Raw genomic sequence first — 26,337 nt, forward strand, 5'->3', positions numbered from 1 at the left:
AAAGCGGGCGATGAAACCATCGCCCGCTTTTTTATAAGTGGTTCGGCAGCTGCTTAGAGAATGGGTTTACCACCAAAGGTGATCGATTTGAGCTGGGCGTCGCCGACCTTGACGGCGGCAGCGGACAGCGGCGCGTAGTTGAGGTCATTGCTGAACTTCTGGCCGTCGTGGATCATCCAGGAGAGGAGCTTCACGAGGTTGGTCGCACGATCTTTGGAGCGGCCGCCGTAGTTCTGGTCCTTGTATACTACCACCCAGGAGAAGCCGGAGATGGGATACCCTTCGGGGGCGTCGGTGTTGGTGAGGGAGACCTTGGTGTCGGCGGGGATGGCAACGTTAGCGGCAGCGGTAACGCTGGCGATGCTGGGGTTGATCCATTTGCCGGACTTGTTCTGCATCTTTGCATAGGGCATGCCATTCTGGATAGCATAAGCCAGCTCGATATAGCCGATGGAACCGGGGGTCTGCTTGACCAAACCGGCAACGCCTTCGTTGCCCTTGCCACCGAGACCGACGGGCCAGTTGACGGCCGAGCCGGCGCCGACCTTTGATTTCCAATCAGCGCTTACCTTGGCGAGGTAGGTGGTGAAGATGTTGGTCGTTCCGCTACCATCCGAACGATGGGCGATGAGGATCGGCGTGGAAGGGAGCTTTACGCCCTTGTTGATGGCGGCGATCTTTGCATCATCCCATTTGGTGATGTTTCCCAGGAAGATGTCGGCCAGTACGGCGGGAGAAAACTGGAGCTGCTGTTTCACTTCGGGGAGGTTGTAGCTGAGCACCACGGCGCCCGCGGTAACGGGAATGTGGACAGCAGGAGCGGAAAGGGCGGAGTCCTGTTTGCCGTTCATCGGAGCATCGGAGGCGCCGAAGTCAACGGTCTTGGCTGTGAGCTGGGAGATGCCGGCGCCCGAACCGATGGACTGATAGTTAACCTGTACGCCGGTGGTGGAGTTGTACACGGCGAACATCTTGGTGAAAAGCGGATTGTCGAAGGAGCTGCCGGCACCCAGCAGTTGTTTGTCGTCCTGGGCTTTAGCGGCGTTGAAGCTGGCGGTAGCCAGGAGCAGGCTGGCAACGATTGATAGTTTGGGGATGTTCATTTTTTTTGGCGTTTTTGTCTTGTTATTGATCTCCAGGGAAAGCCCTGGTAAAAAGTCAGGCTTTCCCTGGAGATCGGCTTATGATGGACCTTCGGTCAGAACGCCCGTGGCGTTCTTTTGGGGGACAAAAGAAAGATGAATCGGCAAAATTTGGGCGAAAAGCACTTTATCTAAATATTATCATTTGAGTACCGTCACATTCTTAAAGGCTATTTTGTCTTAATCAAGTATATGGATCATAATACCCAATTATTCCGTGAGTATAAGGGCCTTTTGTTCTCGATCGCCTATAATATGCTGGGGAATATCGACGCTGCCGAGGACATCGTGCAGGACGTCTTTTTGAAATGGATAGAGGCGGGGGCGGAATCCGTACGCAACCGTAAGGCTTTCCTCGTACGCATGGCGACGAACGCCAGCATCAACCAGCTGAGCAGCGCCCGGGCGAGGCGGGAGAAATATGTCGGTATCTGGCTGCCGGAGCCGCTTGAGGACGGGGGCGCATCGCCATCGGTGGCGCGGATCGAGAGCTACCATGCCCTTTCGATCGGGCTGCTGGTATTGTTGGAGAAATTGAGCCCGCAGGAACGCGCCATCTTCCTGTTGAAGGAGATCTTCTCCTATGACTATGACGAGCTGGCGGAAATATTCGACAAGACTACGGCGCATTGCCGGCAGATATTCAAACGGGCAAAGGAGCACCTGGGTAAGGACACCCGCCGGTTCCAGGTAGACATGAAGGTACACGAACGCATCCTCCACAAATTCCTGCAGGCCGTTTCGGCCGGGAGCATGGAGGGGTTGATCCAACTATTAAAGGAGGATATCCATTTGTTCGCCGATGGCGGCGGAGCGGTGTTCGCGTTGCAGCAGCAGCGGATCACGGCCTTCCCTAAGCCCATCGAAGGCCGCGACAATATCGTCCGTATCCTCCTGCATCTCGTCCCTAAATTCCAGGAGTCTATCCCGGATTTCCGCCAGGTCACGACGCTGGTGAACGGGATGCCGGCCCTGCTGATCTATTCGGGGAACGAACCCAGGAGCCTGGTGGCGCTGGAGATGGATGACCGGCAGATCCGCAATATTTATGTACAGACAAATCCAGATAAATTAAAACACCTAAAGACAGGATTATGAACACCCAGACTTTCCTTTCCATCGACCTCGTCCTGCACATCACCGGTTTTACCATGCTGGCGGGCACTGTTCTTGCGGATTATGTCATCAGGCGGCGGATGCGCCCTTACCTGATCACGGACAAGCTGCGGGCCGTTGGGATGATGGACAGCATGGCGGCGTTATCGCGACTGATCGGCATCGGCAGCGCGTTGCTGGTGCTTTCGGGGGTCGCGATGCTCAGCATTTTCAAGGGCGCCGTCGGTGCGGCGATATGGTTCCAGATCAAACTGGTACTCGTTGTGCTGGTGGCGCTTATCGGGGCCGTCCTCCTGAATCGCAGCAACCGGCGGCTGAAGAGCCTGCTGCAAGCCAATGACGATCGCAACAATCCCGCGATCCTTGCGGTGACACAACGGATGAACCTGTTCCATGGGTTGCAGCTGCTTTTGTTCCTGACCATTTTTATCCTCAGCGTTTTTAAATTCTGATCTATGGATGAGATACTTGTGCTTGGCGCCGCCGGCGGTATCGGCCGGCAGGTGGTGGAGGCGGCATTGGCGGAAGGCTGGCGGGTGATCGCGGTGTTGCGGCACCCGGAGAAATTGCCCCTGACGCTCCCGCAGCTGACGGTCGTAAAGGGGGATATCCTGCAGCCGGCTACCTACGAATCGTGTCTATCACCCGAGACGGTGGCTATGTCGGCGATTGGGATCACCGCGGGATTTTTCCGCGATGAGGAGACCACGCTGTATTCGGAGGGAGCGTGGCACCTGTTGGGGGCAATGCAGCGGCGTGGGGCGCGGCGGGCCTTTTTTATCTCGGCTTCGGCGATCGAGATCAGCCCGGTGTTACCGGCGTTGGTGCGATGGGTTGCGAGGAATGTGGTGCAGAAACTGCTGAAACATATGTATGCGGACTTGCGGGTGATGGAAAGCCGGGTAAAAGAGAGTGGCGTCGATTGGACCATCGTGAGGCCGCCGAGGTTGACAAATAAGCCGATGACGGGGCGGTACCGGTTTGCGGTGAATAGTTTTTTGCGCAATTGTTTGAGTATATCGAGGGCGGATGTGGCGCATTTGGTCGTGCATCATGCCAGGGATCGGGGAACTTATCAAGGAGTTGTGGAAGTGGCGTATTGAATAGTTGGCAGAGCACCTTTTGCAACAAACTGGGAGTGAGTGGACTAAGGTTGCGCCAGTTTGACATCGTATTTCTCCTAGTAGGAATCGCTGGCATATGCGGGTTTTGATGGTTATATTTGCGTTGTCTATTGCAGTTCTCCGTAATGAAAAACCCTAATCGTACCGTACCCACGGAGAACTAGTAATCTTGCCAATATTCTATGGTTGACCCGCTGAACACGAGGCTAAGGCCGAGTGGTCGGATGTTTCCCTGATCCATTCCTGGGGCCGGCATTGTTTTACCCAAAAACTAAAACGATGTTTAAGTGGCCAATGTCTGTATGTTTTTACCCTATTGCCCTGGTCGTAGCGACCCCTACGGCGGCAAACCCTGAACGGAACTCCCGATCGGAGTCGAAAGACTCGTCGAGAGGTGGCGATTCGCCGGAGTCATCAAAGACCGTGCATTACAGCACCGGTTTTTCCCATTCTCAAAAAATGGCCTTTACCCCTCCGGATAAGAAGGGGCTGAAATTCGTCAATAGCTATATCCGGCACAATGATGATTGCCTGACGGATGTCCGTGAACGGAGCGAGGAACCTTTTTCGGTGATCGATTCCGTCCTGCTGCGTTATCATCTTCCGCTGGAGCTGAAATATCTTGCGGTGATCGAGTCGGAGCTGAAGACAACGGCCGTTTCACGGGTGGGCGCCAAGGGCACCTGGCAGTTGATGCGGGGTACGGCGCATGAGTTGGGCCTGAAGGTAAACCGTCAGACCGACGAGCGGAAGGACCTTGTGAAGAGTACCCGGGCCGCGGCTGCGTATCTGCGCGATCTCCATCATGAATTCAAGGATTGGCTGCTGGTGCTGGCTGCTTATAACGGCGGACCTGTACCGGTGATCCGGGCAATGCATAAGGCGCATAGCCGCAACTTCTGGATATTGCAGAAATATCTCCCTGCGGAGTCGCGGATGCATGTGAAGAAATTCATCGCCACGGCGATGTATTTTGAAAAACAGGATGAAGACAAACCGGCGCCGACGGCGCCGGAGACGGAGACGGACGACGAAAAGTTCAGCCGGCTGATGAGGGAGTCTGCGAGCTCGCTCGAGGTGTCACGTCATCAATTAGGTGAAAAATAGAGCGATAGGATCTCCCGGTGGCTTCGGACAGGGCCAGCTCGCAGGGGCGGGATGTCGAGTAGCAATCGGGAATGTTCCGGGCTTTTACTTCGCGGCTTTCATCCTTTGTGGCGGTGGCGATCAGGCCGGGATAGTAGAAGCCGCGGTCGCCGGCCATGCCGCAACAGCCCGCTGAGGCGGGTATCTCCACTTGTGTGGCGCAATGCGCGCCGAGTTGTTTTAATTTTTCCAGCGAACCCATTTTGTAGACGGAACAGACGGGATGGAGGATGATCTTGTCCTTTTTGGCGGTCAATTGAAGCCGGGGGATGAGTTCCTGCAAGGCGAATTCGGGGCCGTCGAGGATCGTCATTTTATCCATGTGCTTGCGGTTGTCGTCGGTAAGCGAGGATGCCGGGCTGCGAAGGGACTGGGTGCAACTGCTGATATCCAGGACCACGGGGAGCTTGCCTTGTTGGGTTTCCGTCCAGAGGGATTCGACGAGCTGGTTTGCGGCCAGCGCTTGTGCGTTGGGGAATCCTTTGGAGCCGAAGGCCTGGCCGCAGCATTGGGTGCGGATGCTTTTTGGCGTGTCCAGGGTGATGCCGGCTTTTTGGGCGACGCTGTGAAGTGCGTCGCCTGCAGCGCCCCCGCCGGTTGAGTCAGCCCCCATCAACCTATTCATGCAGCAGGGGAAATATATCGCGTCGGGTGGATTGGGTTTGGCTACGGGGATGTCAGCGGGTGCGATGGGTTGGGATGGCCAGAGCGGGAAGGCGGGGAGTGCCCTGCGCATGAACTTTGTGATTTTGGTCATGGACTTTGCGCCGAATAGCTTGTTTATGGCGTTGCCCATGCGAAGACCGGTACGCACAATGGATTCGACTGTGCCGAAATGACGGGCGATGATCATGGAGAGGCGGCGGGCGGTGGATGAGTGGTTCTCTTTTCTGAGCCTTTTTACGAGGTCTCCGGTGTTGATGGTCACGGGGCATTCCAGCGAGCATAACCCGTCTACGGCGCAGGTATCGAGGCCATCGTGTTGATAATCCTTTAGGATACTCTTATAGGCGGCAGTGTCGCCGGCGGCCTTGAGCCGGGCGAGGGACCGGCGGAGGACGATCCGCTGGCGGGGGGTAAGGGTGAATTCCCGGCTGGGGCAGCGGTGTTCGCAATAGCCGCATTCCACACATTTATCCACTTCCGATTCGACGACGGGGAGGGATTTCAAATTCTTCAGATGACATTCCTTATCCGCGTTGAGGATGACGCCGGGGTTGAGGATATCCTGCGGATCCACGAGCTTTTTGAGCTCCTGCATGATCGCGTACGCTTCCTCGCCCCATTCGTCGCGAACATAGGGGGCGATCTGGCGGCCCGTGCCGTGTTCGGCTTTTAAGGAGCCTCTATATTTTTGAATGATGAGATCGGCGAGATCGTCGTTGAATTGCCGGAAGAGGCGGATGTCTTCGGCGGTTGCGATGGACTGAGAGACCAGGAAGTGCAGGTTGCCTTCGCGGGCGTGGCCGAAGACGAGGGCGTTGGTGTAGCCGTGGCGGGCGAAGAGATGTTGAAGATCGACGATGGCATCGCCCAATTTTTCCACCGGGACGGCGACGTCTTCCAACATTACCGAGGTGCCTTTTGCCCTTACGGCGGCCACGGAAGGATACATGCCTTTGCGAAGTTTCCAGTAGATGGCCTGTTGATGGGCATCTTTTGTGAATTCGGCGGGATGAATGAGAGGGAGAGCGGTGAGGCTTGCTTTTGCGTTGTCGAAGACCTGGTCGAGGGCGTGTGCATCCTCGGCCTGGTACTCACAGAGGATACACGATACGTCTTCGGTCAGGGTTTGGAGAAAGGGAGGTGCGCCCGGCAACTGTTCGATGGAGCGAAGAGCGGCCCGATCCATAAACTCCAATGCTTCGGCGCCGCTGGCTGTGAGGGCGGGGATGGCGTCGCAGGCGGCCCGGGGAGTGGCGAAGAAGAGGAGGCCGGTGATCTTATACGGTTTGTCGGGGATCGTATTCAGCGTCGCCGAGGCGATAAAGGCCAGGGTGCCTTCCGCGCCGATGAGGAGATGGGCGAGGATATCGAGTGGATGTTCGTAATCGAGGAAGGCGTTGAGACTGTATCCGACGGTGTTCTTGAGCTTGTATTTTCGCCGGATCTCGGCAGTGAGGCCTGCGTTGGCGATCAGGCGTTGACGTAATTCCCGGATGCCCGTTGCCAGGGATGTGGACTCTTTTTCGAACAGCGTGTAGTGTTCCGGGTTGGCGGTGTCGTAGCCCTTGCCATCGGGCAGGATGAAGCGAATGCTTTGAAGGGTATGGTAGGAATTGTGTTTGACGCCGCAGCACATCCCGCTGGAATTGTTGGAGAGGATGCCGCCCATCATGGCGGAGTTGATGGACGCGGGGTCGGGGCCGATCTTGCGGCGATGGGGTTGAAGCAGCCGGTTGACGGCCTGGCCTGTGAGTCCGGGTTCTACGCGGATCGAGCGGCCATCGTCGTGAATCGAGGCTTGTTTCCAGTGACGGCTGAGATCGGCCATGAGGCCGTCGGTGACGGACTGGCCGGAGAGGCTGGTGCCCGCCGTGCGGAAGGTAATGGAGGTGTTGTGCTTGTTGGCCAACTGGAAGAGGGCGCGTACTTCATTCTCGTTCTCGGGGAATACGACTGCTTTGGGGATGAGGGTATAGAAGCCTGCGTCGACGGACCAGGCATGGCAATCGATCGGCCGGGTTTTCAGGCGGGGAGCCGGGAGGAGGGTGGTGAGATCGGAGATCAACGACATATTGGGAGCAAAGATAAAAAGAACGGGCCAGCCTTGCGGCCGGCCCGTGTGATTGTTTAGAAGGTCGGATCGGGCGGGGTGTTGCTGTTTCCGTTGCGTTCGACGAACGGATAGGGCAGCCAGGTGCGTTTGCGTTCGGCGACGGGCCGGCCGAAGCGACGTTCGTCGGCGAGGCGAAGGCCGCTCATGTAGAGCTCGATCGCCCGATGTTTATAGATTTGATTGAGGAGATCGTTCTGATCGGCGTAGGTGACGGGGGTGCTGAGACCTGCGCCGACACCGAAGGGATCTTTTGCGGGCGTTTTGAGTACGACGCTGTCCAGCCAGTTGGCGCCATTGACCAGGTCGCCCTGGCGGGCGTAGGATTCGGCCATGGTGAGCATCATCTCGCCTGGCAGATAAACGGGGATGGGAGCCGTTGTCGTGTTGAAGAAACCGTTGAGGCGGTAGCGCGGGTTGGCGCCGATGGCGATATAGAACGGTTCGCGCTTGTCGCCCGCATCGGGTTGAAGACCGACGGGGAGACCCATGGTCGAGTCGACGGGCTGGAAGATATTGTTGGTCGAGGTCGCGAGGGTGAAGATCGGATTGGTCACGACGCTGTTGTAGCCGAAGACGGATTTTGCCGATCGGTTCACGGCTTGCGCCGCGGTGAGAGCGTCCGCGGAGTTACCAACGAACAGGGAATACCTCGCCTTGAGGGCATAGAGGGTGTTGGTGAGGTCGACCGTGTTGGGGGTATTGGCAAGGAAGGTAGGGCTGACGGGGTTTGCAGCGATCGCCGCCAGGGCGTCGTTGATGACCTTCAGCGCGTCCTGGTAACCCTGGGCGGAAGTTTCGAAACTGACGCTGGAATCGCTGGTAGGGCTTCCGACGCCGGCGGGTACGTGGTCGAAGAAGGTGGCCATGTCGGCGATCGCCATTGCCTTCCAGATGGAAGTGTAGGCGATGAGTCCGCTGGCATAGTTCTTATCTGCCACGACCTTGGATACCTGGCCGAGGACGCGGTTGGCGTCGTAGATGATCTTATTGGAGACGCTCCAGATGCCGGTCACCATGCCGTTTGTATTGAGAACGGCGGCGCCGCCGTTGCCCAGCTGGGCCTCGTCGGTGTTACCCGCGTTGACGCAATAGAGCTGGTTGGTGAGCAGGCCGTCGGCAGTGATCGTGTTGTATACCAGGCCGCCCCGGCCGGCGGTATACCAGTTTTGGAGACCAACGGCGACGTCTGTGAGGGCGTTGGGAGTGCTGAGGGCCTGGGACGAAGAGGGGCCCGAGGGGTCGGTATAGTTCTTTTTACAGGATGTGGCGAAGACCAGCAGCCCGATGCCGATATATTTTAACATTCGCTTGTTCATGTTTTCGGTGTTTGATGGTTTTTAAAATTTGGCGCGGATGGTGGCGGTGAAGGTGCGGGGGATTGGCACGGCGCCAAAATCGATGCCTCTCAGCAGGGTGCTTTGACCGGCGGAGTTGATCTCGGGGTCGTAGCCCTTGTAGTGATCCCAGGAGATGAGGTTGCGGCCGCCGAGTGCGAAGCTGAGGTTTTTGATGCCTTTGATTACGGCGCCGAAGTCATAGCTGAGGGAGACTTCCCGGAGTTTGACATAATCGCCGTTGTCGATCCTCCATTGCTGGATGTTATAGAGACCGGCGATATAGCCGCGGGGAAGCTGACCAAGATCTTCCTGTTGGGCGACCGTTCCATTGTCCACGCCCTGGCGGGTCCGGAAGTCGGCGTTGAAGACGTTGACCCCGTGGACGGCATCGAGTTGAGCGTGGAGGCCCAGTCGTTTGTACGTCAAGTCCGTGGTGACGGTGGCGGTGTATTTCGGATTGGGATTGCCGATGACTTTCTGGAGGACGGTTCCGGTCGGCAGGCCGGTGGCCTGGTTGCGTTGCGGCGTATAGCTCAGCGGGCTGTTCTGCGTACCGGCTTCCGTGACGGGGATGCCGGCTGCGTTTTTAAGGACCGAGCCGTTCGGGTTGGTGGCGAAGAAGCTGCCGTAGAAGATGCCGATCGGTTGACCACCAATGATAGTGACGGGAGCGCCGGACGTCGTGCTGAACAGCAGCAGCGACTGGCCGATATTCAGTGCCTTGTTCTCATTGTGGTTATAGATCCCCGTGATATCCCAGGTGAAATCCTTTGTCTTTACCGGTTCGAGGTTGAGGACGATCTCATAGCCGTTATTCTGCAGCGAGCCGATGTTGTCGGTCAGGCTGGTGTAGCCGTTTGTCGGAGCGATCAGGCGATTGATGAGCAGGTGATCCACCGTCTTGTGATAGTAGTTGAAGCTCAGGCCAATCTTGTTGTGCAGGAAGGAGAGATCGGTACCGACTTCCAGTTCTTTTTGCCGTTCGGGCTGAACGTTGGGGTTGGTGTAGGTAGATTGACCCTGGAAGGAGGAGCTACCTACGAAGGGAGCGGCGATATAGGTGTTATAGCGAGCGTATGGGGGGATGCCTGTAAGGTTGCCCGATTCCCCATAGGCGGCGCGGAGCTTGAAGAGGTCCCACCATTTATCGACGCCCAGTTTGCCCCAGTAGTCGGCGCCGGAAAGGACATAGCTGCCGCTGAGTTTGGTGTAGGTTTGATTCCGGTGGCCCGGTCCAAAGACGGAAGATCCGTCGTTGCGGAGGGCGCCGGTGACAAAGAGTTGGTTCTTGTATTTGAAGTTCTGCTGGATGAATTCTCCGTAGATGGAGAGTTCGGTGCGTGCGTCGGAACCGGGGATGGCCGTGCTGGCTCCGCTGACGACCTGTACATAGGGCGGAAGGCCGCGGCCCTGCTGCAGGGAGAAGTGCGACTTCTGGTATTGCTCCGAATAGCCGACCTGGGTGACGGAGGAGAGATCGTCGGTGATGCGCCAGTTGTAAGTGGCGTTCACGTCGTGGTTGATTAGGAAGCTGGTGTTGGTGCCGGTGCTGGCATAGCCGTTCTGGGTCGGGTCGAGGCTGGCGCCGCCGCCGAAGAAGGCGCTGCTGACGTTGTAGGCATAGGGCGGGATAAAGGTGGTCCCGTCCTGGTTGTAGTTATCGATGCCCATGTGGTAGTCCACTGTGAGGTTTTTGATGGGGGTCAGTTTGATGCCGGCGCCGCTGATGATGCGGTTGGTTTGTTGTTGTTGCCGGAAATCCTCCAGAACGGATACCGGGTTGACGCGACCGCGTTCGCCGACGGCCAGGAGGTTACCGTTCGCATCGCGCTTCCAGATGTCGTAGTAGTTGCCGATGATGGTGACGGAGTTGGTGGGCGAGAAGAAGCTGTTGCCGTCGGGCTTTTCGTTCGTCTTGTCATAGATGTAGTTCATCGTGACATTGAAGCTGGCCCAGTCTGTCAGTACCTGGTCGAGGTTGAGGCGGAAGCTGTAGCGGCCGAAGTTGGTGTTCTTTACGATGCCGCCGTTGTATAAATAGGACGCCGAGGTGTAGTATTTTGTCTTATCCTTTCCGCCGCTGACGGAGATGGTGTTGTCCGTGCCGTAGGCGGTGTTGAAGATGTAATCCTGGTAGTTGTAGCGCTTGACCGGAGTGGTGTTGGTGATAGAAGGGGTAAGGATCGTCTGCGTCTGGACAGCGGGATCGCCGCCGAACTTCACGTTTGCTTCGTTGACCGCTAGTTTTTTGCGCAGGGTGTTTGCGTTGAAAGAAGTGGTGAAGTTGACCTGGGGGGCGCCGGAGCTGCCGCGTTTTGTGAATATCTGGACGACGCCGGCGTTGGCGCGGGAGCCGTAGATGGCGGCTGCGGCGGCACCGTTGAGCACTTCGATGCGTTCGATGTCGTCGGGGTTGATGTCAACCAGCCGGTTTTGGCCGACGGAGCCGACGAAGTTACCGCCGGCATAGGTTGCGTCGGTGTTTGTCACGCGGGTGGTGGAGTTGTCGACGATGACCCCGTCGATGATATAGAGCGGGTCGGTGGAGCCATTGATGGTGCTGATGCCCCGGAGCTTGACCGAGATCCCGCCGGCGGGGTCGCCGGAGTTTTGGGAGATCTGGGCGCCGGCGGTTTTGCCTTGCAGGGCAGCGAGGACGTTGCCGGTGGAGGCTTTGGAGAGCTCATCGGCCTTTACGCTGCTGATGTAGCTACCGAGTTGGCGGCGGGTCGTACCGGCGCTGGTGCCGGTGACGATGACCTCGTCGAGGCTGCGGGCTACGGATTCGAGCTGGACATCGAAGGTGTAGGTGTCGGCGGTGCCGATGACGACCGGTTTTTCGAGGGTCTTATACCCTACCCCGGAGAATACGAGAGTGTGATTGCCGGGGGTGATGTTTCGGTTGATCGTGTATACGCCATCGTTGTTGGTGGAGGCGCCGGTGGTGGTGCCTTTGATCTGTACGGTGATGGCTTGCGCCGGTTTGCCTGTGGCGTCGGTAACGGTACCGGTGACCTTTGTCTGGGCGCCGGCGGAGAGCGAACCGAGGCAAAGGAGCAGCAGGCAGCTTAGAAAGAGCTGAATTTTCGTCATAAGTCGATGTTTTGGATGCGTGAATGATTACATAACCTTTATCCCTTTTTTAACATAGGGCTGGAGGATCTCGGCGTCGGGTGGGAGTTCGGTGATCAACATGTCGATCTCATCCACCGCGCAGACTTTTAGCTGTTCGGAGGTATTTATCTTTTCAGATATGGATAAGGCTATCACTTTTTTGGAATGGTCGATCATGGTGCGTTTGATCTCCACGACCCCAAAGTCGTTATCGGTGAGCCCTTTGGCGATATCGATGGCGTTGACGCCGAGGAAGCAGATGTCGGCCTGGATGGACTGGATCTTCTTTACGGCTTCGCCGCCGATGGAGAGCTTCGAATTCTTTGAAATACGATCGCCTACGATGACGACTTCGAGGTTTGGGTGGTTGGAATATTCGAGTGCCGCAGGCAGGCTTGGGGTGATGAAGGTCGCCTGGAGTTCCTTTGGTAAGAGTTTCGCCAGTTCGATAATGGTTGTGCCGCCGGTGGTGAATACGAACATTCCGTCCTGGACGAGTTGGATGGCTTTCAGGGCGATGGCCTTTTTTTCTTCCACGGAGTAGACGTCTTTGGACGTGATGCCGACGTGGAAGGAGTTGGATATGGCGCCGCCATAGACTTTGGTGACTTTCCCGTCCTGGGCGAGTTCGTGCAGGTCTCTTCTGATGGTGTCTTCGGATACCTGCATTTGTTCGCTAAGGTGGGAGGAGAGCACCTTGTTATGGAGGTTTACCTGGTGGAGGATGTAGGCTTGACGCTCTTCTTTTAGCATGCGTTAGTTTAGGTGATTTTAGCTTTATCAAACTTAAGCATAAAAACGCACAAACAAATCTAAACACGCAAAAATTCTGCGTTTTTTTGCGTTTTTAGGGAAATGATATCTTCCCCATGGTGATGGCGGGCATGCCTGGGCGACCGAAGTCGACTGGTTCGCCGGCGACGGTTTCGTTTGCGAGGATGGCGAAGAGGACGGCTTCTTTGGCGTCGCCGGGGATGCCGAGTTCTTCGGTGTGAAAAAGAGGGACTGAGTTGAGTCCTTCTTTTATCCAGTCAGTGAGGAGGGGGTTGTGGGCGCCGCCGCCGCTCATATATATCTTTCCGTTGGGATTGGGCCAGACGGAGCGGATAGCGTCTGTGATGGTTTCGGCGCTGAAACGGGTGAGGGTGGCGACGAGGTCGACGGGGGAAAGGCCGGTCGTGTCGCTGGCTTTTTGCGCGCGTTCGACATAGTCGAGACTGAAGAGTTCGGGACCGGTGGTCTTTGGGAAGGGTGCGCTGAAGAACTCGTCCGACTTCAGGGCTCTTAATAACGGCGGGCTGACGGTGCCTTGTTTTGCGAATTCCGCGTCCTTGTCGTATTCCTTTTGAAAATAGTGGCGGGCGGCCGCATCGATGAGCGTATTGCCGGGTCCCGTATCGGTCACGTAGACGTCGTGTGGGTTGTTGGTACCCGGCAGGAAGGTGAAGTTGGCGATGCCGCCCATGTTGAGCATGAGGCGCGGCTTGTCTTTTTTGGAGAAGATGAGATAGTCGCCGTAGAGCGCCAGGGGTGCGCCTTCGCCGCCGGCGGCGATGTGCTTTTGGCGGAAGTCGCTGAGGGTGATGATGCCGGTGGTGACGGCGAGATGGTCGCCGTCACCGATCTGGAGGGTAGCGTTGGGAGCGTCTTCGATGTTATGGAGCGAACGTGGGGCGTGGAAGATGGTCTGGCCGTGGGACGCGATGAGATGGATATCGGCGGGGGTGAGGTTCCAGGTGTTTAACGCGTCGAGAATGTAATGGGCGTGGATTTTAGCGAGCCATGGGTTGAGCAGGCAGAGACGCTGAATGTCGCCGATACGTTGGGCGAAGACTTTGCGGATCCCGGCTTTTACATCATCGGGATATGGGATGGTTGTGAAATTTATCAGCTTGACCCGGGTTGCGGCGCCGCTGCCGGTGATGTCACAGCAGGCGATGTCGAGGCCGTCGAGGGACGTGCCTGACATCAGACCGATGATGCGACGGGTGGGTTGGGTGGAGATGGCGGCTAGCTTGGCGATCGCGGTTCGGCTCATAGATTTCTTTTTGGTGCATTTATGGATACTGGCTTTATAGGCGGCTTCCCCGGCCGGCTTCGATGGCGGCGCGAACGCTTTGCGTTTTGTTTATCAATTGCTGGGCAGCCTGAGGATCGATATCGAGCTCTTTCATGACGATGCCGGCGCCGCGGGCGATGAGTTTGCTGTTGCTGAGTTTCATATCCACCATCTTATTGCCTTTTACACGGCCCAACTGGACCATGACCGAGGTGGAGAGCATGTTGAGCACCAGCTTTTGGGCGGTGCCGGCCTTCATGCGGGTGCTGCCGGTGAGGAATTCCGGGCCGACGACGACTTCGACGGGGTATTCGACGGCTGCGGCGAGGGGGGTGCCTTCGTTGCAGGTGATGCAGCCTGTGAGCAGGCCTTTGTTTCGGGCGGCCTTTACGCCGCCGATGACATAAGGGGTGGTGCCCGATGCGGCGACGCCGATGATGGTGTCTTCTTTTCCGAGGACATATTCTTCGAGATCGAGGATGGCCTGGTTTGCGTCGTCTTCGGCGAATTCCACGGCTTTGCGGATGGCGCCGTCGCCGCCGGCGATGAGTCCGATGACCCAATCTTCGGGGACGCCGAAGGTGGGCGGGCATTCCGAGGCATCGAGGACTCCCAGCCGGCCGCTGGTGCCTGCGCCAATATAAAAGAGGCGGCCGCCTTTCTTCATTCTTTTGACGATGGCGGTCACGAGGGGTTCGAGTTGGGGAAGGCAGCGGGAGACCGCCTTTGGTACGGCCAGGTCTTCATTGTTGATGGATTGGAGGAGTTGGAGGACAGTCATTTTCTCCAGGTTGTCGTAGTGAGAGGTCATTTCTGTTGTCAGCATATTCCGAATCGGTTTATATTTATTATTGTTGGGATAAGGACTGTGTTTGCGGTTGGATTTGCGCCTGGGTTTGCGGTTGCGGGCTTTGCGGATGCGGTTGTCCGGCGGCCTGTATTTGCGGTTGTCCTGGCGTAGATGCGAGCCAGAGTCCGAGGAACGTGAGGCCTCCGTTGAGCAACAGCAGTTCAAGGCCGATGCCGAAGGAGCCGAAGAGTTGTTTTTGGCAGGTATCCAGTGCGAGGCAGATCAGGGGGGATGCCACTGCGATGACGGGCACCCAGCGATCGTTTGGCCGGCGGCGCGTCAGTAGCCCAAAGGAAAAAAGGCCGAGAAGCGGTCCATAGGTATAGCCGGCAACACGTAATATGACGGTGATCATGCTGTCGCTGCCGATCCACCGGTAGACCATTACGAACAACAGGAAGATGGCGGCGAAGGCCAGATGGACCACCTGTCTTGTCCGTTGGCTTTCTGCGGCGGTGCGATCCTTGCGGCGTTGCATGTCGAGGATATCGATGCAAAATGAGGAAGTGAGCGAAGTGATCGCGCCATCGGCGCTTGGGAACAGGGCGGAGATGAGGGCGATGACGAAGATGACCGAGAGCAGGGGCGGCATGCGGTGCATCGCGATATAGGGAAAGAGTTTGTCACCGGTAGCGGTGATCCCGGTCTGTTCCGCATAGAGGGAGAGCAATCCGCCGAGGAAGAGGAACAGGAGGGTTACGCCGAGCATGATAGTGGCCATGCTGAGGACATTGCGTTGGGAATCTTTCAGCCTGGGTACGGAGATGCTTTTTTGCATCATTTCCTGGTCCATGCCGGTCATCGTTATGCTGATGCCGGCTCCCGCCAGGATCTGTTTGAGAAAAAAGGATTTGCTGTCGACGTCGGTGACGAAGATGGCGGTCATGCCGCGGTGGGCCAGGGCTGTCCAGGCACCGGCCGGCTGCCAGTGCAGGGCTTTGAGAATATAGGCCACGCAGAAGACGAGACCTGCCAGCATACAGGTGGTTTGCAGGGTGTCGGTCCAGACGATGGTCTTCACGCCTCCTTTGAAGGTGTAGAGAAGGATCATGGCGAGGATGACCCCGGTGGTGAGCCAGAAGGGGATGTGGAGGTCCTGGAGGATAGCGTCCTGCAAAATGGCGATGACCAGGTAGAGGCGGGCCGTTCCGCCCAGGGTCCTGGAGAGAATAAAGAAGGAGGCGCCCGTCTTATAGGAAGTGTTTCCGAGGCGGGTGAGGAGCCAGGTGTAAATGGACGTGAGTTGGAGCCGGTAGTAGAGGGGCAGCAATACGTAGGCGATGACGATGTAGCCCAGGAACTGCCCGAGGATTATCTGGAAATAATTGAAGGCAGAAGCGCCGACGCCTCCGGGGACGCTGACGAAGGTGACGCCGCTGAGGGAGGTGCCGAGGGTCCCAAAGGCTACCAGCATCCAGTTGCTGTTGCGGTCGCCGATGAAGAACGAGTCATTGCCGGCGTTCCTGCCGGTGTACCAGGAAACGGCCAGCAGGAGCAGAAAATAGAGCAGCACGATGCCGAAAAGCAGGAGCGGTGATATTCCCATGAGTCAGTCAGTTGTCGCCGGCATCGCCAGCAGTCTTACAAAAAACGCATAAACACGCATAAATATAGATAAATCATGCATAACTTAGGCATTAAATAACGCAAAAACCTGCAAAACATTTATTAATGGACTGTTCTAAGTCGCTTTTGGGTGTCGATTTGTTGCTTGCTTCGCCACCGGCCTGGTGTTCGTCGAGGATTGCTTTGGTCACCAACCAGGCGGCTGTTACTTCGGGGTTTAGGCCTTCGAGACTAGCATTGCTGGAGGCAGGATTCCGGTTGGTGAAATTGTTTTCGCCGGAGCATGGCCTTTCGGCGATGGGCCCTGACGGGCATTTGATGAGGGATACGGTGGATGGTTTGACGGGGTTGCCTGTGATTTCGCTTTACGGAGACCGTTTGGCGCCAAGTTGGGATGATCTGTCGGATGTGGATCTTGTCCTTTTTGATATCCCGGATATAGGGAGCCGGTTTTATACCTATTTATGGACGATGACGCATGTGCTGGAGGCTTGCGCGGGGTTTGGCCGGCCATTGGTTATTGCGGACCGGCCGAATCCTTTGTCCGGGCGGTTGGAACTGGCCGAAGGGCCGATGTTGGATGAGGGTTCTTGTGCGAGCTTCATTGGTCGCTGGGCCCTGCCGGTGAGGCATAGTTGTACGTTGGGGGAACTTGCGGGGTTTTTCAATACTTCGCGGGGCATTGGCTGTGACCTGGAGGTGGTGGCTTGTTCGGGCTGGGACCGGAGAGCGTTCTTTCCTGCGGAGCGCTCGTTTGTGCCGTTGTCGCCGGCGATCCCTTCGTTTGAGTCGGCTTTGTTGTATCCGGGGCTTTGTCTTTTCGAGGCGACGAATTTGAGTGAGGGGCGGGGAACGGCGACGCCGTTCAGGGTGGTGGGGGCGCCGTGGATGCGGGCTAAGGAGGTGGTGGAAGAATTTAATCGCCGGGCTTGCGGCGTTGTTGCGAGTGGCGCTTCTGCGGGGCGGGCTTGCGGCGTTGTTGCCCGGGCGGTGGAGTTTGAGCCGGGGGGGGGGAAATATGGGGGGCGGTGGTGTCCAGGGGTTATGCTGCATGTGCTTTCTATGGTTGAGTTTCGGCCGGTGGAGACGGGTTGTTTGTTGTTGGCGGTGATCCGGGATCTGCATCCGGGTCTGTTTGAATGGGCGCCCTACCCTACGCATGTCAATCCGCGGGGTGTGGGGCATCTCGATCTGTTGTTAGGGGTGCGTGGGGCGGAGGCTCTTTTTGAATCCGGGGCGATGGATGAGTTGGCGGCCATAAGGAAGTATACGGATACGGGGGATTGGGCAGAGCGGGTAAGGTCCTTTCTTTTGTATCCTTAGCAGATCGCAATTGACTTTGTTGGGATCAGGAGTGCTTAGTATTAAGTCCTGATTGCTGACTCTTAGTTGACGGGTTTGAGATGCGCTGCCCATCCGCCGCCGGGTGCGAGGTGGATGTTGAGCTTGTCGCCGCGTTTTATGCGGACGATCTCTTTTTTATAATCGGTGGCGTCGCGGTCGGCGTTGACGCCGTCCTTGAAGACCTCGGCTTCGTAGGCGCCTTCGGGCAGGAAGCCGAAGTCGAGGGTGACCTCGCGCGGCGTCCAGTCGGTCATGGCGGCGACGAACCAATCCTTCCCTTTCCGGTGAGCCAGGGCGAGCCACTCCCCTACCCTTCCGTCCAGCGGCACGGTCGCGTCGAAGGTGGTGGGAATGCTTGCGATGAAGTCGGTACACTCCTGTTCCCTTTTATAGATGGTAGGATTGTCGGAGAGCATCTGCAACGGGGCGTCGAAGACGATGTATTCGGCGAGCTGCTGACAGCGGGTGCCCTTTGCCATGGGATTATTATTGATCGGCCGGTAAGTAGCTTTTGTTGCGTTGCGCATGGCGCCGGGTGTATAGTCCATAGGTCCGGCCAACATGCGGATGAAGGGAATGCTGACGACATAGCGGGGCTGGTCTTCGTCGGCCCATTTAAAGTTCTCCAATCCCTTTACACCCTCATAGCCGATGACATTGGGCCAGGTTCGGGGCAGACCGGTGGGTTTGGAGGTGCCGTGATAGTCGACGAGGAGTTTGTATTTGGCGGCCTTTTCGGCGATGGCATAGGTGGAGGCGATGGCGACCTGGTCGTCGCGATCGATAAAGTCGATCTTAAAACCTTTGACACCCATTGCCGAGTATTTGGGAAAAACGGTATCCATCTGGCGGTTGATGGCATACCAGGTGGCCCAGAGGATGACGCCGATGCCTTTTTGCTTTCCATAGTCGATGATCTCCTGCAGGTCGATGACGGGTTTTATTTGCAACAGATCGAGATCATTGGACCAGCCTTCATCCATGATGATGTACTGGAGGTGGTTGGCGGCGGCGAAATCGATGTAATATTTATACGTCGCGGTATTGATGCCGGCCTTGAAATCGACGTGGGTGATGTTCCAGTCGTTCCACCAGTCCCAGGCCACCTGTCCCGGCTTGATCCAGGAGGGGTCCGCCAGCTTCGAGGGGGCGGCTAACTTTTGAATGATATTCTGGCTCAATAGTTCTTTGTCCTGGCGGCTTATGGCGATGACGCGCCAGGGGAAGTTGCGGGTACCGGTGGTCTTTGCGATGTAGTCGGCGCGGTTACCGGGGATATAGTTGATGCTGTAGAGTTGGGCGTCGAGGGGATATGGGGCATAAACGCCACTTAAACCTTTTTGGGTCTCATTGAGGTGAAGGTACATGCCGGGATAGTCGTCGAGATCGGCTTCGGTGATGACTACTTTTTTACCCTGGCCGATGTCGACGAGCAGCGGCAGGAAGGCAAGGGAATCCTTGGGGAACCGGCTGAGGGTGATCTCGTGATAGAGGGCTTCGAAGGAGGAGTTGAAATTCTTGCCGCGGCGGTAGTCAAATTGGATGGGGATAAAGGCTTTGTCGTCGGCGGCGAAATTGAAGTTGGCGTCTTCGTTGGTTACGATCAGCCCGCCTTTGCGTTTGGTGACAAATCGATAGGCGATGGCGTCATTATACACGCGGAAGACCAGGGCATAGTCGCCTATGCAGGTAAGGGTGAGCTGGGTGCATTGATCTTTTATTGTGGCTTCTTTATAATTGACCGGGTTGAAGGAGTTGTCAATGGGGAGGGTCTGAACGCCGGTGACCTTTGGATCTCGTCCTAAGGTTTCGCCGCCGGCGAGATGCAGGGCGATGGTGGATGGGAGGAGGATGGGTTGGCCGTCCTGCTCGGCGGACCATTGGACGTCGACGCCGACTTTTACGTGGAGGGTGACGGTTCCGTCGGGGGAGTGGCAGTCGAATGTGCCGGGGATGGGATTCGAATGGGCGAGAATGGACGAAAGGCAGGCGATCAGCAGGAGGGTCGTGCGCATGGTGGCGAGTATTTGCATATATGGGTCAAATATAAATTCTTTTGATCACAAGGGTCGCATTGCTAAATCCTTCCGGGCCGGGGATCGTGCCGGGTGGGTAACCGGTGAACGATTGAATATGGGGCAGGCCGATGAAACGGGTGATCGTGGAGAGCTTCAATTTGATTTTGGGATCTACCTGCAGGACGAGATCGAATCCCCCGGTGGGAATGCCGAAGTATTCGAGCCAGCGGTAGGGCTCTTGTGCCTGCCTATTGTTGCTTACGGGTTCGCGGCCTGCTACGAGGATGGTCTTTATGCCGGCGTCGAAGCGGATCTGGACCGAATTGGCGCCGGGCGCCTGGAAGTGGAGGGAAAGAAGGCGTTGGTTACCGATGGTGCTGTCTTTGAGGATCGTGACGACCGGAGGAGGAGGAGTTTCGAGCGGGGCGTCGTTGGTCAATATCTGCGGCAGGCCATAGATGCCCCCGGGGACAAGCGTTTCCGGCGCCACTTTTTTCCCTTGCGGAAAGAATTGGTTGTTCCAGTGATCGGCTGTGGGTATCAATGAGACCCAGCGAGCCTTACTGCTGTCCGCGTCAATGATGTAATTGAGATTGGATTTGACGGGTTGTTCGGGCGTGTGACGGTTGGTGGCCAACCCGAGGGAGAGCGAAAGGAGGAAGAGGGTGAATGCGCCGGCCGGTAGCCCCCAGCGGGTCTCGCGGAGGACGATGGAGAGTAACGGCAGGATGCAGGTGAGCGGCAGGGCGGTGAGGGCAGGGACGACGGCTGCCTGCGGTTGCAGATCGAAGACGACAAAGAAAAGGAAGCACATCGGCGCCAGGAAGAGAATGGCGGGGATCCCGAGGACGAGGGCCGTGAGGGGCGATGTCGAGAGGCGGCGGGTGGTGGAGGTGGAGGGTGAGAATCGGGTGTCGGATGTTGCGGCCGGGCTGGAGGTGGCGGATGGGTTTGAGGCCGAGCCTGTGCGGCGAAAGAAGGAGAAGATACCGCCGGTGAGCAGGATCAGCAGAGGAAAGCAGAGAAAGAAAATGGCGGTCGGGATGAGGAGATAGAGTCCGTCGAGCGTTGCGACGAGAATGATCGATGCCCCGGCCAAAAGGGACGGCATGCTGAACCTGCCGAGGAGCCAGCGCCAGATGAGCGTGAAGACAGTGACCCCAAGGGCCGCGAGGGCGAAATAAAAATAATAGGGATGATAGGTATTGGCATAATATCCCAGGTAAAGAGGCGTGGTGGAACGGATGGCGCCGAGGGCCCAGCTGCTGAGAAAATAGAGGATCAGCAGGGTCAGGGGGAGGGCGAGAAATCCAACGAGCAGACCCCGGAAACGAATCTGTTTTGCGGAGAATCCCATGACGAGGCCGATGATGAGAAGGAGGTTGGTGAGAAGGAGGAAGTAGATGTTCGCGGCGGCGGGATAGTGGACGAACCAGCCGCCGATGATAGTAAAATAGGTTTCATCGGGCGCCTTTGTATCGCGGAGGTCGAGGTTGCCGAAATAGCGGGCGCCGGCGAGCATATCGTCCCCTTCTTCCTGCAGCGAGTTGGGATCAAAGTTACCGGGCTGGTCCGTCATGCTATGATAGTGTACGAATCCGTCGATGACGCCGGTGTTGAGGCCGGCGATACCGGCGGCCTTGAAGGGAGTATAGTCTGTGCTGTTGGGCAGCAATTTGTATATCTCATAATTCAGTGAGGAGGCATTGTGGTGCGTTTGGCTTCGGGCGTAGCCGTCGATGACCCACCCGTTATGGTCGTTGGTCTCGGCGATGAGGGGGCGGCCGGCGCCGCCGCGGGCATCGAAATTCAGCATCATGCCCACCTCTTTCAGCAGCGGGTTATCGTGGACGAAGGCTTCGGCGCCGAGGAGGCCTTCTTCTTCGCCATCGGTGAACAGGAAGAGAACATCATTCTTCAACGGCGCACCGGCCTTGAGAGCGCGGATGGTTTCCAGCATGGCGGCGCAGCCGGAGCCGTCGTCACCGGCGCCAAGGGCGTTGGGTTGGGAGTCATAGTGTGCGGCGATGAGCAAGGTCTTACTGCCGGCCGTTCCTCTCAGCCGCGCGACGATATTATAAACACTGGAGGCCACTACGCCACTTCTTACGCGGGTTGCCGTTGTCGCATACTCGATGGAGGTGTCGAGTCCCAGCTGTGCACAGGTATTGGCGATGTAGCTGCGGACGGCGGCATTTGCCGGGCTGCCAATGGGGTGCGGCGCCTTTGCGATCTCGCGCATATGGGTCATGGCGCGGGGTTCTGAGAAGGCGGTGTCGGCGGGGTTGCGATCGGCTCGCGCGGGGGTCGTGTCGAAATGGATAGCGAGCCATGCGATGAGGATGGCCGCGAGCAGGCAAATGATGGCTGGGCGTTTGTACATAGGTAAAGCAGGGGTTCAGTTCCCTAATTTACCACCTTTTCCGGTAGCAGCTCCAGCGGATGGTCAGACAGCCAGTCGCCGGTTGGACATGGAAAGGACGATATTGGCGTTGCCGTTGTGGTCATTATGGCAATCGATGGAGGCCCCGAATTGCGCCGCGGCATGCTGCAATTTGCGAAATTCGGATGCGAGGGAACGGTAGAGATAGGTTCCGGCGTCCTTTACACCAACAAAAGTGCGCTCATCATCCACCAGGGATTGGACATAAATGCATTCATTCTGTTTTGTGTTGATGACGGCGCTCACGAGGTTCCAGAGAACATAGGCGAGCAGGTTTTCTTCGGCAATGAAGCAGATGCCTTCGGGGATCCCGTTGACGACTACGTTATCACGGCGCATTGCCAGGGGCTGCAGGCCAATGAGTAACTGGTCGACGAGGTTATGGAGGGACACCTTTGTCCGGCTACGGTTGGGTTCGAAGCTAAAAAGGGAGGGTCTTGCGGTGGGAAGGGATGTGGACAGGATGGTTTTCATAAAATATAATAATGGTGATTGTGTCTGCAAAAGAACAGCGGATACCCGTCCATCCGATCAAATGAGGGTGGATTCTTTCGCGAATTAAAGGCAGGCGAAGTCCGGGATAGAGACTTCCATTTAAAAAGTACATGAGAAACGTCAAAAGCGACAAGCCGCGGACAGGTTTTTGCCGGACCTTTGGGGCATGAAAGCAGTCGTTTTAAAAGAATATGACACTCCTCTTGTGTTGGAGGAGGTGGAAAAGCCGGTCGCGGGTCCGGGACAGGTATTGGTTTCGGTAAAAGCCAGCGCGATCAATCCATTGGATGTAAAGATCAAGGCCGGGAAGGCGGGGCATGCGGAGCCGAGGTTGCCGGCGATCCTGGGGATCGACATGGCGGGTGTTGTGGAGTCTGTCGGTGAAGGGGTGGGTGGATTTTCGGTTGGCGATGAAGTATACGGGATGACGGGCGGGATCGCGGGGATTCCCGGCTCGCTCGCGCAGTACCAGGTGGCGGATGCGCGCTTGCTGGCGTTGAAGCCGCGGGCGTTGTCGTTTCGCGAGGCGGCGGCGATGCCACTGGCGTTCATTACGGCGTGGGAGGGGCTTGTCGATCGTGCGCGGGTGGGGCCGGGGAAGACGGTGTTGGTGCATGGCGGCGCGGGCGGCGTCGGGCATCTTGCCGTGCAGCTGGCGGTGGCTAAGGGTGCGAGCGTCTATGCGACGGTGAGGCCGGAGCGGGCGGCCCTGATCGAAGGCTATGGTGCGGTGGCGATCGACTATACGGCGCTGTCGCCGGCTGAATATATGCAACGATATACGCATGGGAAGGGATTTGATATCGTTTTCGATACATTGGGCGGGGAAAACCTGAATGCATCCTTTTTACAGGTGAAGAGATATACCGGGCAGGTGGTGACGATCCTGGGCTGGGGAACGCATTCGCTGGCGCCCTTGTCCTTCCGTGGGGCGACCTACTCGGGGGTATTCACGCTGTATCCCCTTATATCGGGTGAAGGCCGGGAGCACCATGGGGAGATCCTGCGGGAGGCCGCAGCGCTGGTGGCGGCGGGCAGGTTACGGCCGTTGGTGGATCCCACCGGGTACCGGTTGGCCACGGTGGAGGCCGCGTATGCGGCGCAAGAGGCGGGGAAGGCGAAGGGGAAGATCGTGGTGGATGTGGCGTGAGTTGCGGGCGGAGGACATGGGAACAGTTAGGGCAGGGCTAACAATAATTCTCTCCCGGCGCAGTTATATTCCAGGTCAAACAGTAAAATCCATGCAAGCACCCACCGTTTTTCGTTCACTATTGCTTATTGGGGCGATGTTCCTTCTTTTTCAGGGGATTGCATCTGCCAGTCCGGCGGTCGCTGATCGGGCCACGAAGATGGATACCGTACCTGCCGACTGCGGGAAGAAGGATGAGGTCGAAAAGATCATCAATGAGGCGATTTCCCTGGGAGCACCGATCTACAATGAGGGACTGCATATGGCCTGCTACCGGATATACGAATGGGCAGGCTATAAGATACTCTACCTCTATGGGAAAGATTGTCCAGGGATGGAAAAGACTTTGAGGACGGCCATCGAGCGATCACATGGGGACCTTTCCGATACCGAAAAGGCCTGGCTGATGAGGATGGCCTTCGATAAGATCCTGGGAGTGCCGACGCAGACTTCGGCCCCCGCAAAGGAGGACAATAGCCGAAAGGGGTAGGAACCGCCTATTTTCAATAGTTTTACGGCAAAGACATTACCATGAAAATAGCAACGTATAATGTCAATGGGATCGGGGCGCGGCTGCCGGTGCTTTTGCGCTGGCTTGGGGAGACCCGGCCGGATGTGGTCTGTTTACAGGAGTTGAAGGCGCCGCAGGAGAAATTCCCCGAGGCGGAGATCAGTGCGGCGGGATATCATGCGATCTGGCATGGGCAGAAGAGTTGGAACGGGGTGGCGATCCTGGCGAGGAGTGGGAAGCCGGTGGAGGTGCGGCGGGGGTTGCCGGGAGATGATGAGGATACGCATAGCCGGTATATCGAGGCTACGATCGACGGGATCGTTATTGGTTGCCTGTATTTGCCGAACGGGAATCCGGCGCCGGGGCCAAAATTTGATTATAAGCTTCAGTGGTTCGAGCGGCTGACCTTGCATGCGGCGGCCTTGCTGGAGTCGGGGAAGCCGGTGGTGCTGACGGGCGACTATAATGTGATGCCGACGGAAAAGGATGTGTATAAGCCGGAGAAGTGGGTGGATGATGCGTTGTTCCGGCCGGAGGTGCGGGCGGCTTTTCATACGCTGGTGGCGCAGGGGTGGACGGATGCGGTGCGGCATTTGCATCCTACCGAGACCATTTATACTTTTTGGGATTATTTCCGGAATGCGTATGGCCGGAATGCGGGATTGAGGATCGATCACTTCCTGCTGTCACCGACGGTGGCGAAGCGGTTGACTGCGGCGGGGGTGAATAAAGACGTGCGCGGGTGGGAGAAGTCGAGCGATCATGCGCCGGTGTGGATCGAGCTTGCCTGATCGGTTCTGGTTGCCTGGCGGATCGGTGGCCGGAGCGGTGTTTCAGGCCTTACGCTTGAGCGTTATCACCGTGACTTCCGGCCAGATGCCGAGGCGGCCGGAGAAGGCGAGGAAGCCAAAGCCGCGGTTGACGTAGAGATGGCGGCCGTTGTCCTGGGCGGGGCCGGCCCAGTCGAGGTAGCGGTATTGGACGGGGCTCCAGCGCAGCTTGTCGGATTCGACGCCGAACTGGGCGCCGTGGGTGTGACCGGAGAGGGTGAGGTGGATGTGGGTGGGGTGATAGCGGACCTTTTCTTCCCAGTGGGTGGGGTCGTGCGAGAGGAGGATCTTGAAACCGTTGGGGTCGGCATTTTCCAGGGCTTTGTCGAGATCGCCGAGTTGTTTAAAGCCGCGGCCCCAGTTCTGCACGCCGAGGAGGGTGATGTTCTGGCCGTTTTTTTCGATGGATATGTTTTCGTTCAGCAGTAAGCGATAGCCAAGAGTTTTGTGGTGGTCTTTCAATTTTTCAAGGTTCTCCGCCTTTTCCTGTTCGCTGTTCCATTCGATATAATCGCCGTAGTCGTGGTTGCCGAGGATAGAGTATTGGCCATAGGGTGCTTTTATGGAGCCGAACCGGCCGAGCCAGGGTTCGATCTCCCAGGCGGCGTTGTTGACGAGGTCGCCGGTAAAGACGAAGAGATCGCTGTTCTGGGCTTTGGCGAGGTCGATGCCTTTTTGGACGCCGTGGGTGCTGTCGAAGCTGCCGGAGTGAATGTCCGAGAGCTGGGTGATGGTGAAGCCGTCGAAGGCGGGCGGTAGATCGTCGAAGTAGAGTGTCTCGCGATGTACCCGGTAATCATATTTTCCTTCCAGCATGGCATAGAGGAAGCTTCCGAAGGGTATGGCGGCGAATATCGTGGCGGCCTGGCCGATGAAGCGGCGGCGGGACGGGATCGCGGGACCAGTGTGTTTGGGGTTGATCTTATTCACGATGCCTGCAATGCCGCGACCCGTATCACCGAGGAGGAGGATGACGGAGAAGAATATTTTTGTGATCAGGAGGGTGAGGAAGAGACTTAGCACCCATTCGTAATAGGGGATCATGCCTTTTGCGGTACGCAGGCGGCCGATGTTGATCAGGAGAAGGGCGGCGAGGCCAAGGGTGATGATGAGATAGCCCCATCTGGCCATGCGTTGGCGTTGGGTGCGCCACTGTTTTGTCAGGGTTTTGATGCCGTTGAAGACATATGCGTCCAGGATAAAGTTGATAGAGAGGACGATGAAGATGATGTTGATCGGGGCGCGGTGCATATCAAACAAATTTAGTACTTTCA

General features: G+C 57.2%; 20 protein-coding genes. 8 read left to right on the plus strand and 12 right to left on the minus strand.

Going from position 1 to position 26,337, the window contains the following annotated elements:
• Positions 1 to 53: 53 nt before the first annotated feature.
• A complete protein-coding gene (pstS, locus tag VHE34_RS24290) occupies positions 54 to 1,103 on the minus strand; it encodes a phosphate ABC transporter substrate-binding protein PstS (RefSeq protein ID WP_325592776.1) in 1,050 nt (349 codons plus the stop codon).
• Between the two features lie 231 nt (positions 1,104 to 1,334).
• Between pstS and sigJ the strand changes: the two genes are divergently transcribed.
• From sigJ to VHE34_RS24310, 4 genes are all read left to right on the plus strand, one after another.
• Positions 1,335 to 2,240 (plus strand): RNA polymerase sigma factor SigJ, encoded by a 906-nt coding sequence (sigJ, locus tag VHE34_RS24295; protein WP_325592777.1) that lies wholly within the window; start codon positions 1,335 to 1,337, stop codon positions 2,238 to 2,240.
• Complete coding sequence (locus VHE34_RS24300; protein WP_325592779.1) at positions 2,237 to 2,710, plus strand: DUF2269 family protein; 474 nt, start codon at positions 2,237 to 2,239, stop codon at positions 2,708 to 2,710. Before sigJ ends, VHE34_RS24300 begins: the two co-directional genes overlap by 4 nt.
• 3 nt (positions 2,711 to 2,713) lie before the next feature.
• Positions 2,714 to 3,361 (plus strand): NAD(P)-dependent oxidoreductase, encoded by a 648-nt coding sequence (locus tag VHE34_RS24305; protein ID WP_325592781.1) that lies wholly within the window; start codon positions 2,714 to 2,716, stop codon positions 3,359 to 3,361.
• Between the two features lie 315 nt (positions 3,362 to 3,676).
• The gene (locus tag VHE34_RS24310) at positions 3,677 to 4,489 is read left to right on the plus strand and encodes a lytic transglycosylase domain-containing protein (protein ID WP_325592783.1); all 813 of its coding nucleotides are present in this window, start codon (positions 3,677 to 3,679) and stop codon (positions 4,487 to 4,489) included.
• Here VHE34_RS24310 and VHE34_RS24315 read toward each other — a convergent pair.
• The 7 genes from VHE34_RS24315 to VHE34_RS24345 all read right to left on the minus strand — a co-directional run bounded on the left by VHE34_RS24315 (position 4,422) and on the right by VHE34_RS24345 (position 16,213).
• Complete coding sequence (locus tag VHE34_RS24315; RefSeq protein WP_325592785.1) at positions 4,422 to 7,265, minus strand: FAD-binding and (Fe-S)-binding domain-containing protein; 2,844 nt, start codon at positions 7,263 to 7,265, stop codon at positions 4,422 to 4,424. The two genes, VHE34_RS24310 and VHE34_RS24315, sit on opposite strands and share 68 nt — an antisense overlap.
• Positions 7,266 to 7,321: 56 nt before the next feature.
• The gene (locus VHE34_RS24320) at positions 7,322 to 8,623 is read right to left on the minus strand and encodes a RagB/SusD family protein (protein WP_325592787.1); all 1,302 of its coding nucleotides are present in this window, start codon (positions 8,621 to 8,623) and stop codon (positions 7,322 to 7,324) included.
• Between the two features lie 21 nt (positions 8,624 to 8,644).
• Positions 8,645 to 11,737: a SusC/RagA family TonB-linked outer membrane protein gene (locus VHE34_RS24325; protein WP_325592789.1), complete on the minus strand. Its 3,093-nt coding sequence runs from the start codon at positions 11,735 to 11,737 to the stop codon at positions 8,645 to 8,647.
• A 27-nt stretch (positions 11,738 to 11,764) separates the two neighbouring features.
• A complete protein-coding gene (locus VHE34_RS24330; protein WP_325592791.1) occupies positions 11,765 to 12,511 on the minus strand; it encodes a DeoR/GlpR family DNA-binding transcription regulator in 747 nt (248 codons plus the stop codon).
• A gap of 94 nt (positions 12,512 to 12,605) precedes the next feature.
• On the minus strand, positions 12,606 to 13,796 hold the full coding sequence (locus VHE34_RS24335; protein WP_325592793.1) for an anhydro-N-acetylmuramic acid kinase: 1,191 nt from the start codon (positions 13,794 to 13,796) through the stop codon (positions 12,606 to 12,608).
• 34 nt (positions 13,797 to 13,830) lie between these two features.
• Positions 13,831 to 14,643, minus strand: coding sequence for an N-acetylmuramic acid 6-phosphate etherase (murQ, locus tag VHE34_RS24340; RefSeq protein ID WP_325592795.1), 813 nt, complete (start codon positions 14,641 to 14,643; stop codon positions 13,831 to 13,833).
• Positions 14,644 to 14,665: 22 nt separating this feature from the next.
• Complete coding sequence (locus tag VHE34_RS24345) at positions 14,666 to 16,213, minus strand: sodium:solute symporter (protein ID WP_325592797.1); 1,548 nt, start codon at positions 16,211 to 16,213, stop codon at positions 14,666 to 14,668.
• 125 nt (positions 16,214 to 16,338) lie between these two features.
• Here VHE34_RS24345 and VHE34_RS24350 point away from each other — a divergent pair, with 125 nt between their 5' ends.
• On the plus strand, positions 16,339 to 17,556 hold the full coding sequence (locus tag VHE34_RS24350) for a DUF1343 domain-containing protein (protein ID WP_325592799.1): 1,218 nt from the start codon (positions 16,339 to 16,341) through the stop codon (positions 17,554 to 17,556).
• A gap of 62 nt (positions 17,557 to 17,618) precedes the next feature.
• On the opposite strand, the gene VHE34_RS24355 is transcribed toward VHE34_RS24350, so the two are convergent.
• The 3 genes from VHE34_RS24355 to VHE34_RS24365 all read right to left on the minus strand — a co-directional run bounded on the left by VHE34_RS24355 (position 17,619) and on the right by VHE34_RS24365 (position 22,512).
• A complete protein-coding gene (locus VHE34_RS24355; protein WP_325592801.1) occupies positions 17,619 to 19,610 on the minus strand; it encodes a glycoside hydrolase family 97 protein in 1,992 nt (663 codons plus the stop codon).
• Positions 19,611 to 19,617: 7 nt separating this feature from the next.
• A complete protein-coding gene (locus tag VHE34_RS24360; protein WP_325592803.1) occupies positions 19,618 to 21,978 on the minus strand; it encodes a M28 family peptidase in 2,361 nt (786 codons plus the stop codon).
• Between the two features lie 63 nt (positions 21,979 to 22,041).
• Positions 22,042 to 22,512 carry a hypothetical protein gene (locus VHE34_RS24365; protein WP_325592805.1) on the minus strand — a complete coding sequence of 157 codons (471 nt, stop codon included), beginning with the start codon at positions 22,510 to 22,512 and terminating at the stop codon, positions 22,042 to 22,044.
• A gap of 187 nt (positions 22,513 to 22,699) precedes the next feature.
• Between VHE34_RS24365 and VHE34_RS24370 the strand changes: the two genes are divergently transcribed.
• The 3 genes from VHE34_RS24370 (at position 22,700) to xth (ending at position 25,024) form a co-directional block, all read left to right on the plus strand.
• Complete coding sequence (locus tag VHE34_RS24370; RefSeq protein WP_325592807.1) at positions 22,700 to 23,683, plus strand: zinc-dependent alcohol dehydrogenase family protein; 984 nt, start codon at positions 22,700 to 22,702, stop codon at positions 23,681 to 23,683.
• A gap of 91 nt (positions 23,684 to 23,774) precedes the next feature.
• Positions 23,775 to 24,212, plus strand: coding sequence for a hypothetical protein (locus tag VHE34_RS24375; RefSeq protein WP_325592809.1), 438 nt, complete (start codon positions 23,775 to 23,777; stop codon positions 24,210 to 24,212).
• A gap of 41 nt (positions 24,213 to 24,253) precedes the next feature.
• Complete coding sequence (gene xth, locus VHE34_RS24380) at positions 24,254 to 25,024, plus strand: exodeoxyribonuclease III (RefSeq protein ID WP_325592811.1); 771 nt, start codon at positions 24,254 to 24,256, stop codon at positions 25,022 to 25,024.
• A gap of 42 nt (positions 25,025 to 25,066) precedes the next feature.
• On the opposite strand, the gene VHE34_RS24385 is transcribed toward xth, so the two are convergent.
• Entirely contained in the window at positions 25,067 to 26,314 is a 1,248-nt protein-coding gene (locus VHE34_RS24385) for a metallophosphoesterase (protein ID WP_325592813.1), read from the minus strand.
• Between the last annotated feature and the right edge of the window lie 23 nt (positions 26,315 to 26,337).

Origin of the sequence: Puia sp., assembly GCF_035546395.1 — a bacterium.
Lineage (GTDB): Bacteria > Bacteroidota > Bacteroidia > Chitinophagales > Chitinophagaceae > Puia.

Coding starts and splice junctions, on each gene's coding strand:
- murQ (WP_325592795.1), bottom strand. CDS start 14,643: ATGCTGACAACAGAAATGACCTCTCACTACGACAACCTGGAGAAAATG.
- VHE34_RS24360 (WP_325592803.1), bottom strand. CDS start 21,978: ATGTACAAACGCCCAGCCATCATTTGCCTGCTCGCGGCCATCCTCATC.
- VHE34_RS24350 (WP_325592799.1), top strand. CDS start 16,339: ATGGACTGTTCTAAGTCGCTTTTGGGTGTCGATTTGTTGCTTGCTTCG.
- VHE34_RS24365 (WP_325592805.1), bottom strand. CDS start 22,512: ATGAAAACCATCCTGTCCACATCCCTTCCCACCGCAAGACCCTCCCTT.
- VHE34_RS24300 (WP_325592779.1), top strand. CDS start 2,237: ATGAACACCCAGACTTTCCTTTCCATCGACCTCGTCCTGCACATCACC.
- VHE34_RS24355 (WP_325592801.1), bottom strand. CDS start 19,610: ATGCAAATACTCGCCACCATGCGCACGACCCTCCTGCTGATCGCCTGC.
- VHE34_RS24375 (WP_325592809.1), top strand. CDS start 23,775: ATGCAAGCACCCACCGTTTTTCGTTCACTATTGCTTATTGGGGCGATG.
- VHE34_RS24330 (WP_325592791.1), bottom strand. CDS start 12,511: ATGCTAAAAGAAGAGCGTCAAGCCTACATCCTCCACCAGGTAAACCTC.
- VHE34_RS24370 (WP_325592807.1), top strand. CDS start 22,700: ATGAAAGCAGTCGTTTTAAAAGAATATGACACTCCTCTTGTGTTGGAG.
- VHE34_RS24385 (WP_325592813.1), bottom strand. CDS start 26,314: ATGCACCGCGCCCCGATCAACATCATCTTCATCGTCCTCTCTATCAAC.
- VHE34_RS24345 (WP_325592797.1), bottom strand. CDS start 16,213: ATGGGAATATCACCGCTCCTGCTTTTCGGCATCGTGCTGCTCTATTTT.
- VHE34_RS24335 (WP_325592793.1), bottom strand. CDS start 13,796: ATGAGCCGAACCGCGATCGCCAAGCTAGCCGCCATCTCCACCCAACCC.
- xth (WP_325592811.1), top strand. CDS start 24,254: ATGAAAATAGCAACGTATAATGTCAATGGGATCGGGGCGCGGCTGCCG.
- sigJ (WP_325592777.1), top strand. CDS start 1,335: ATGGATCATAATACCCAATTATTCCGTGAGTATAAGGGCCTTTTGTTC.
- VHE34_RS24310 (WP_325592783.1), top strand. CDS start 3,677: ATGTCTGTATGTTTTTACCCTATTGCCCTGGTCGTAGCGACCCCTACG.
- VHE34_RS24325 (WP_325592789.1), bottom strand. CDS start 11,737: ATGACGAAAATTCAGCTCTTTCTAAGCTGCCTGCTGCTCCTTTGCCTC.
- pstS (WP_325592776.1), bottom strand. CDS start 1,103: ATGAACATCCCCAAACTATCAATCGTTGCCAGCCTGCTCCTGGCTACC.
- VHE34_RS24320 (WP_325592787.1), bottom strand. CDS start 8,623: ATGAACAAGCGAATGTTAAAATATATCGGCATCGGGCTGCTGGTCTTC.
- VHE34_RS24315 (WP_325592785.1), bottom strand. CDS start 7,265: ATGTCGTTGATCTCCGATCTCACCACCCTCCTCCCGGCTCCCCGCCTG.
- VHE34_RS24305 (WP_325592781.1), top strand. CDS start 2,714: ATGGATGAGATACTTGTGCTTGGCGCCGCCGGCGGTATCGGCCGGCAG.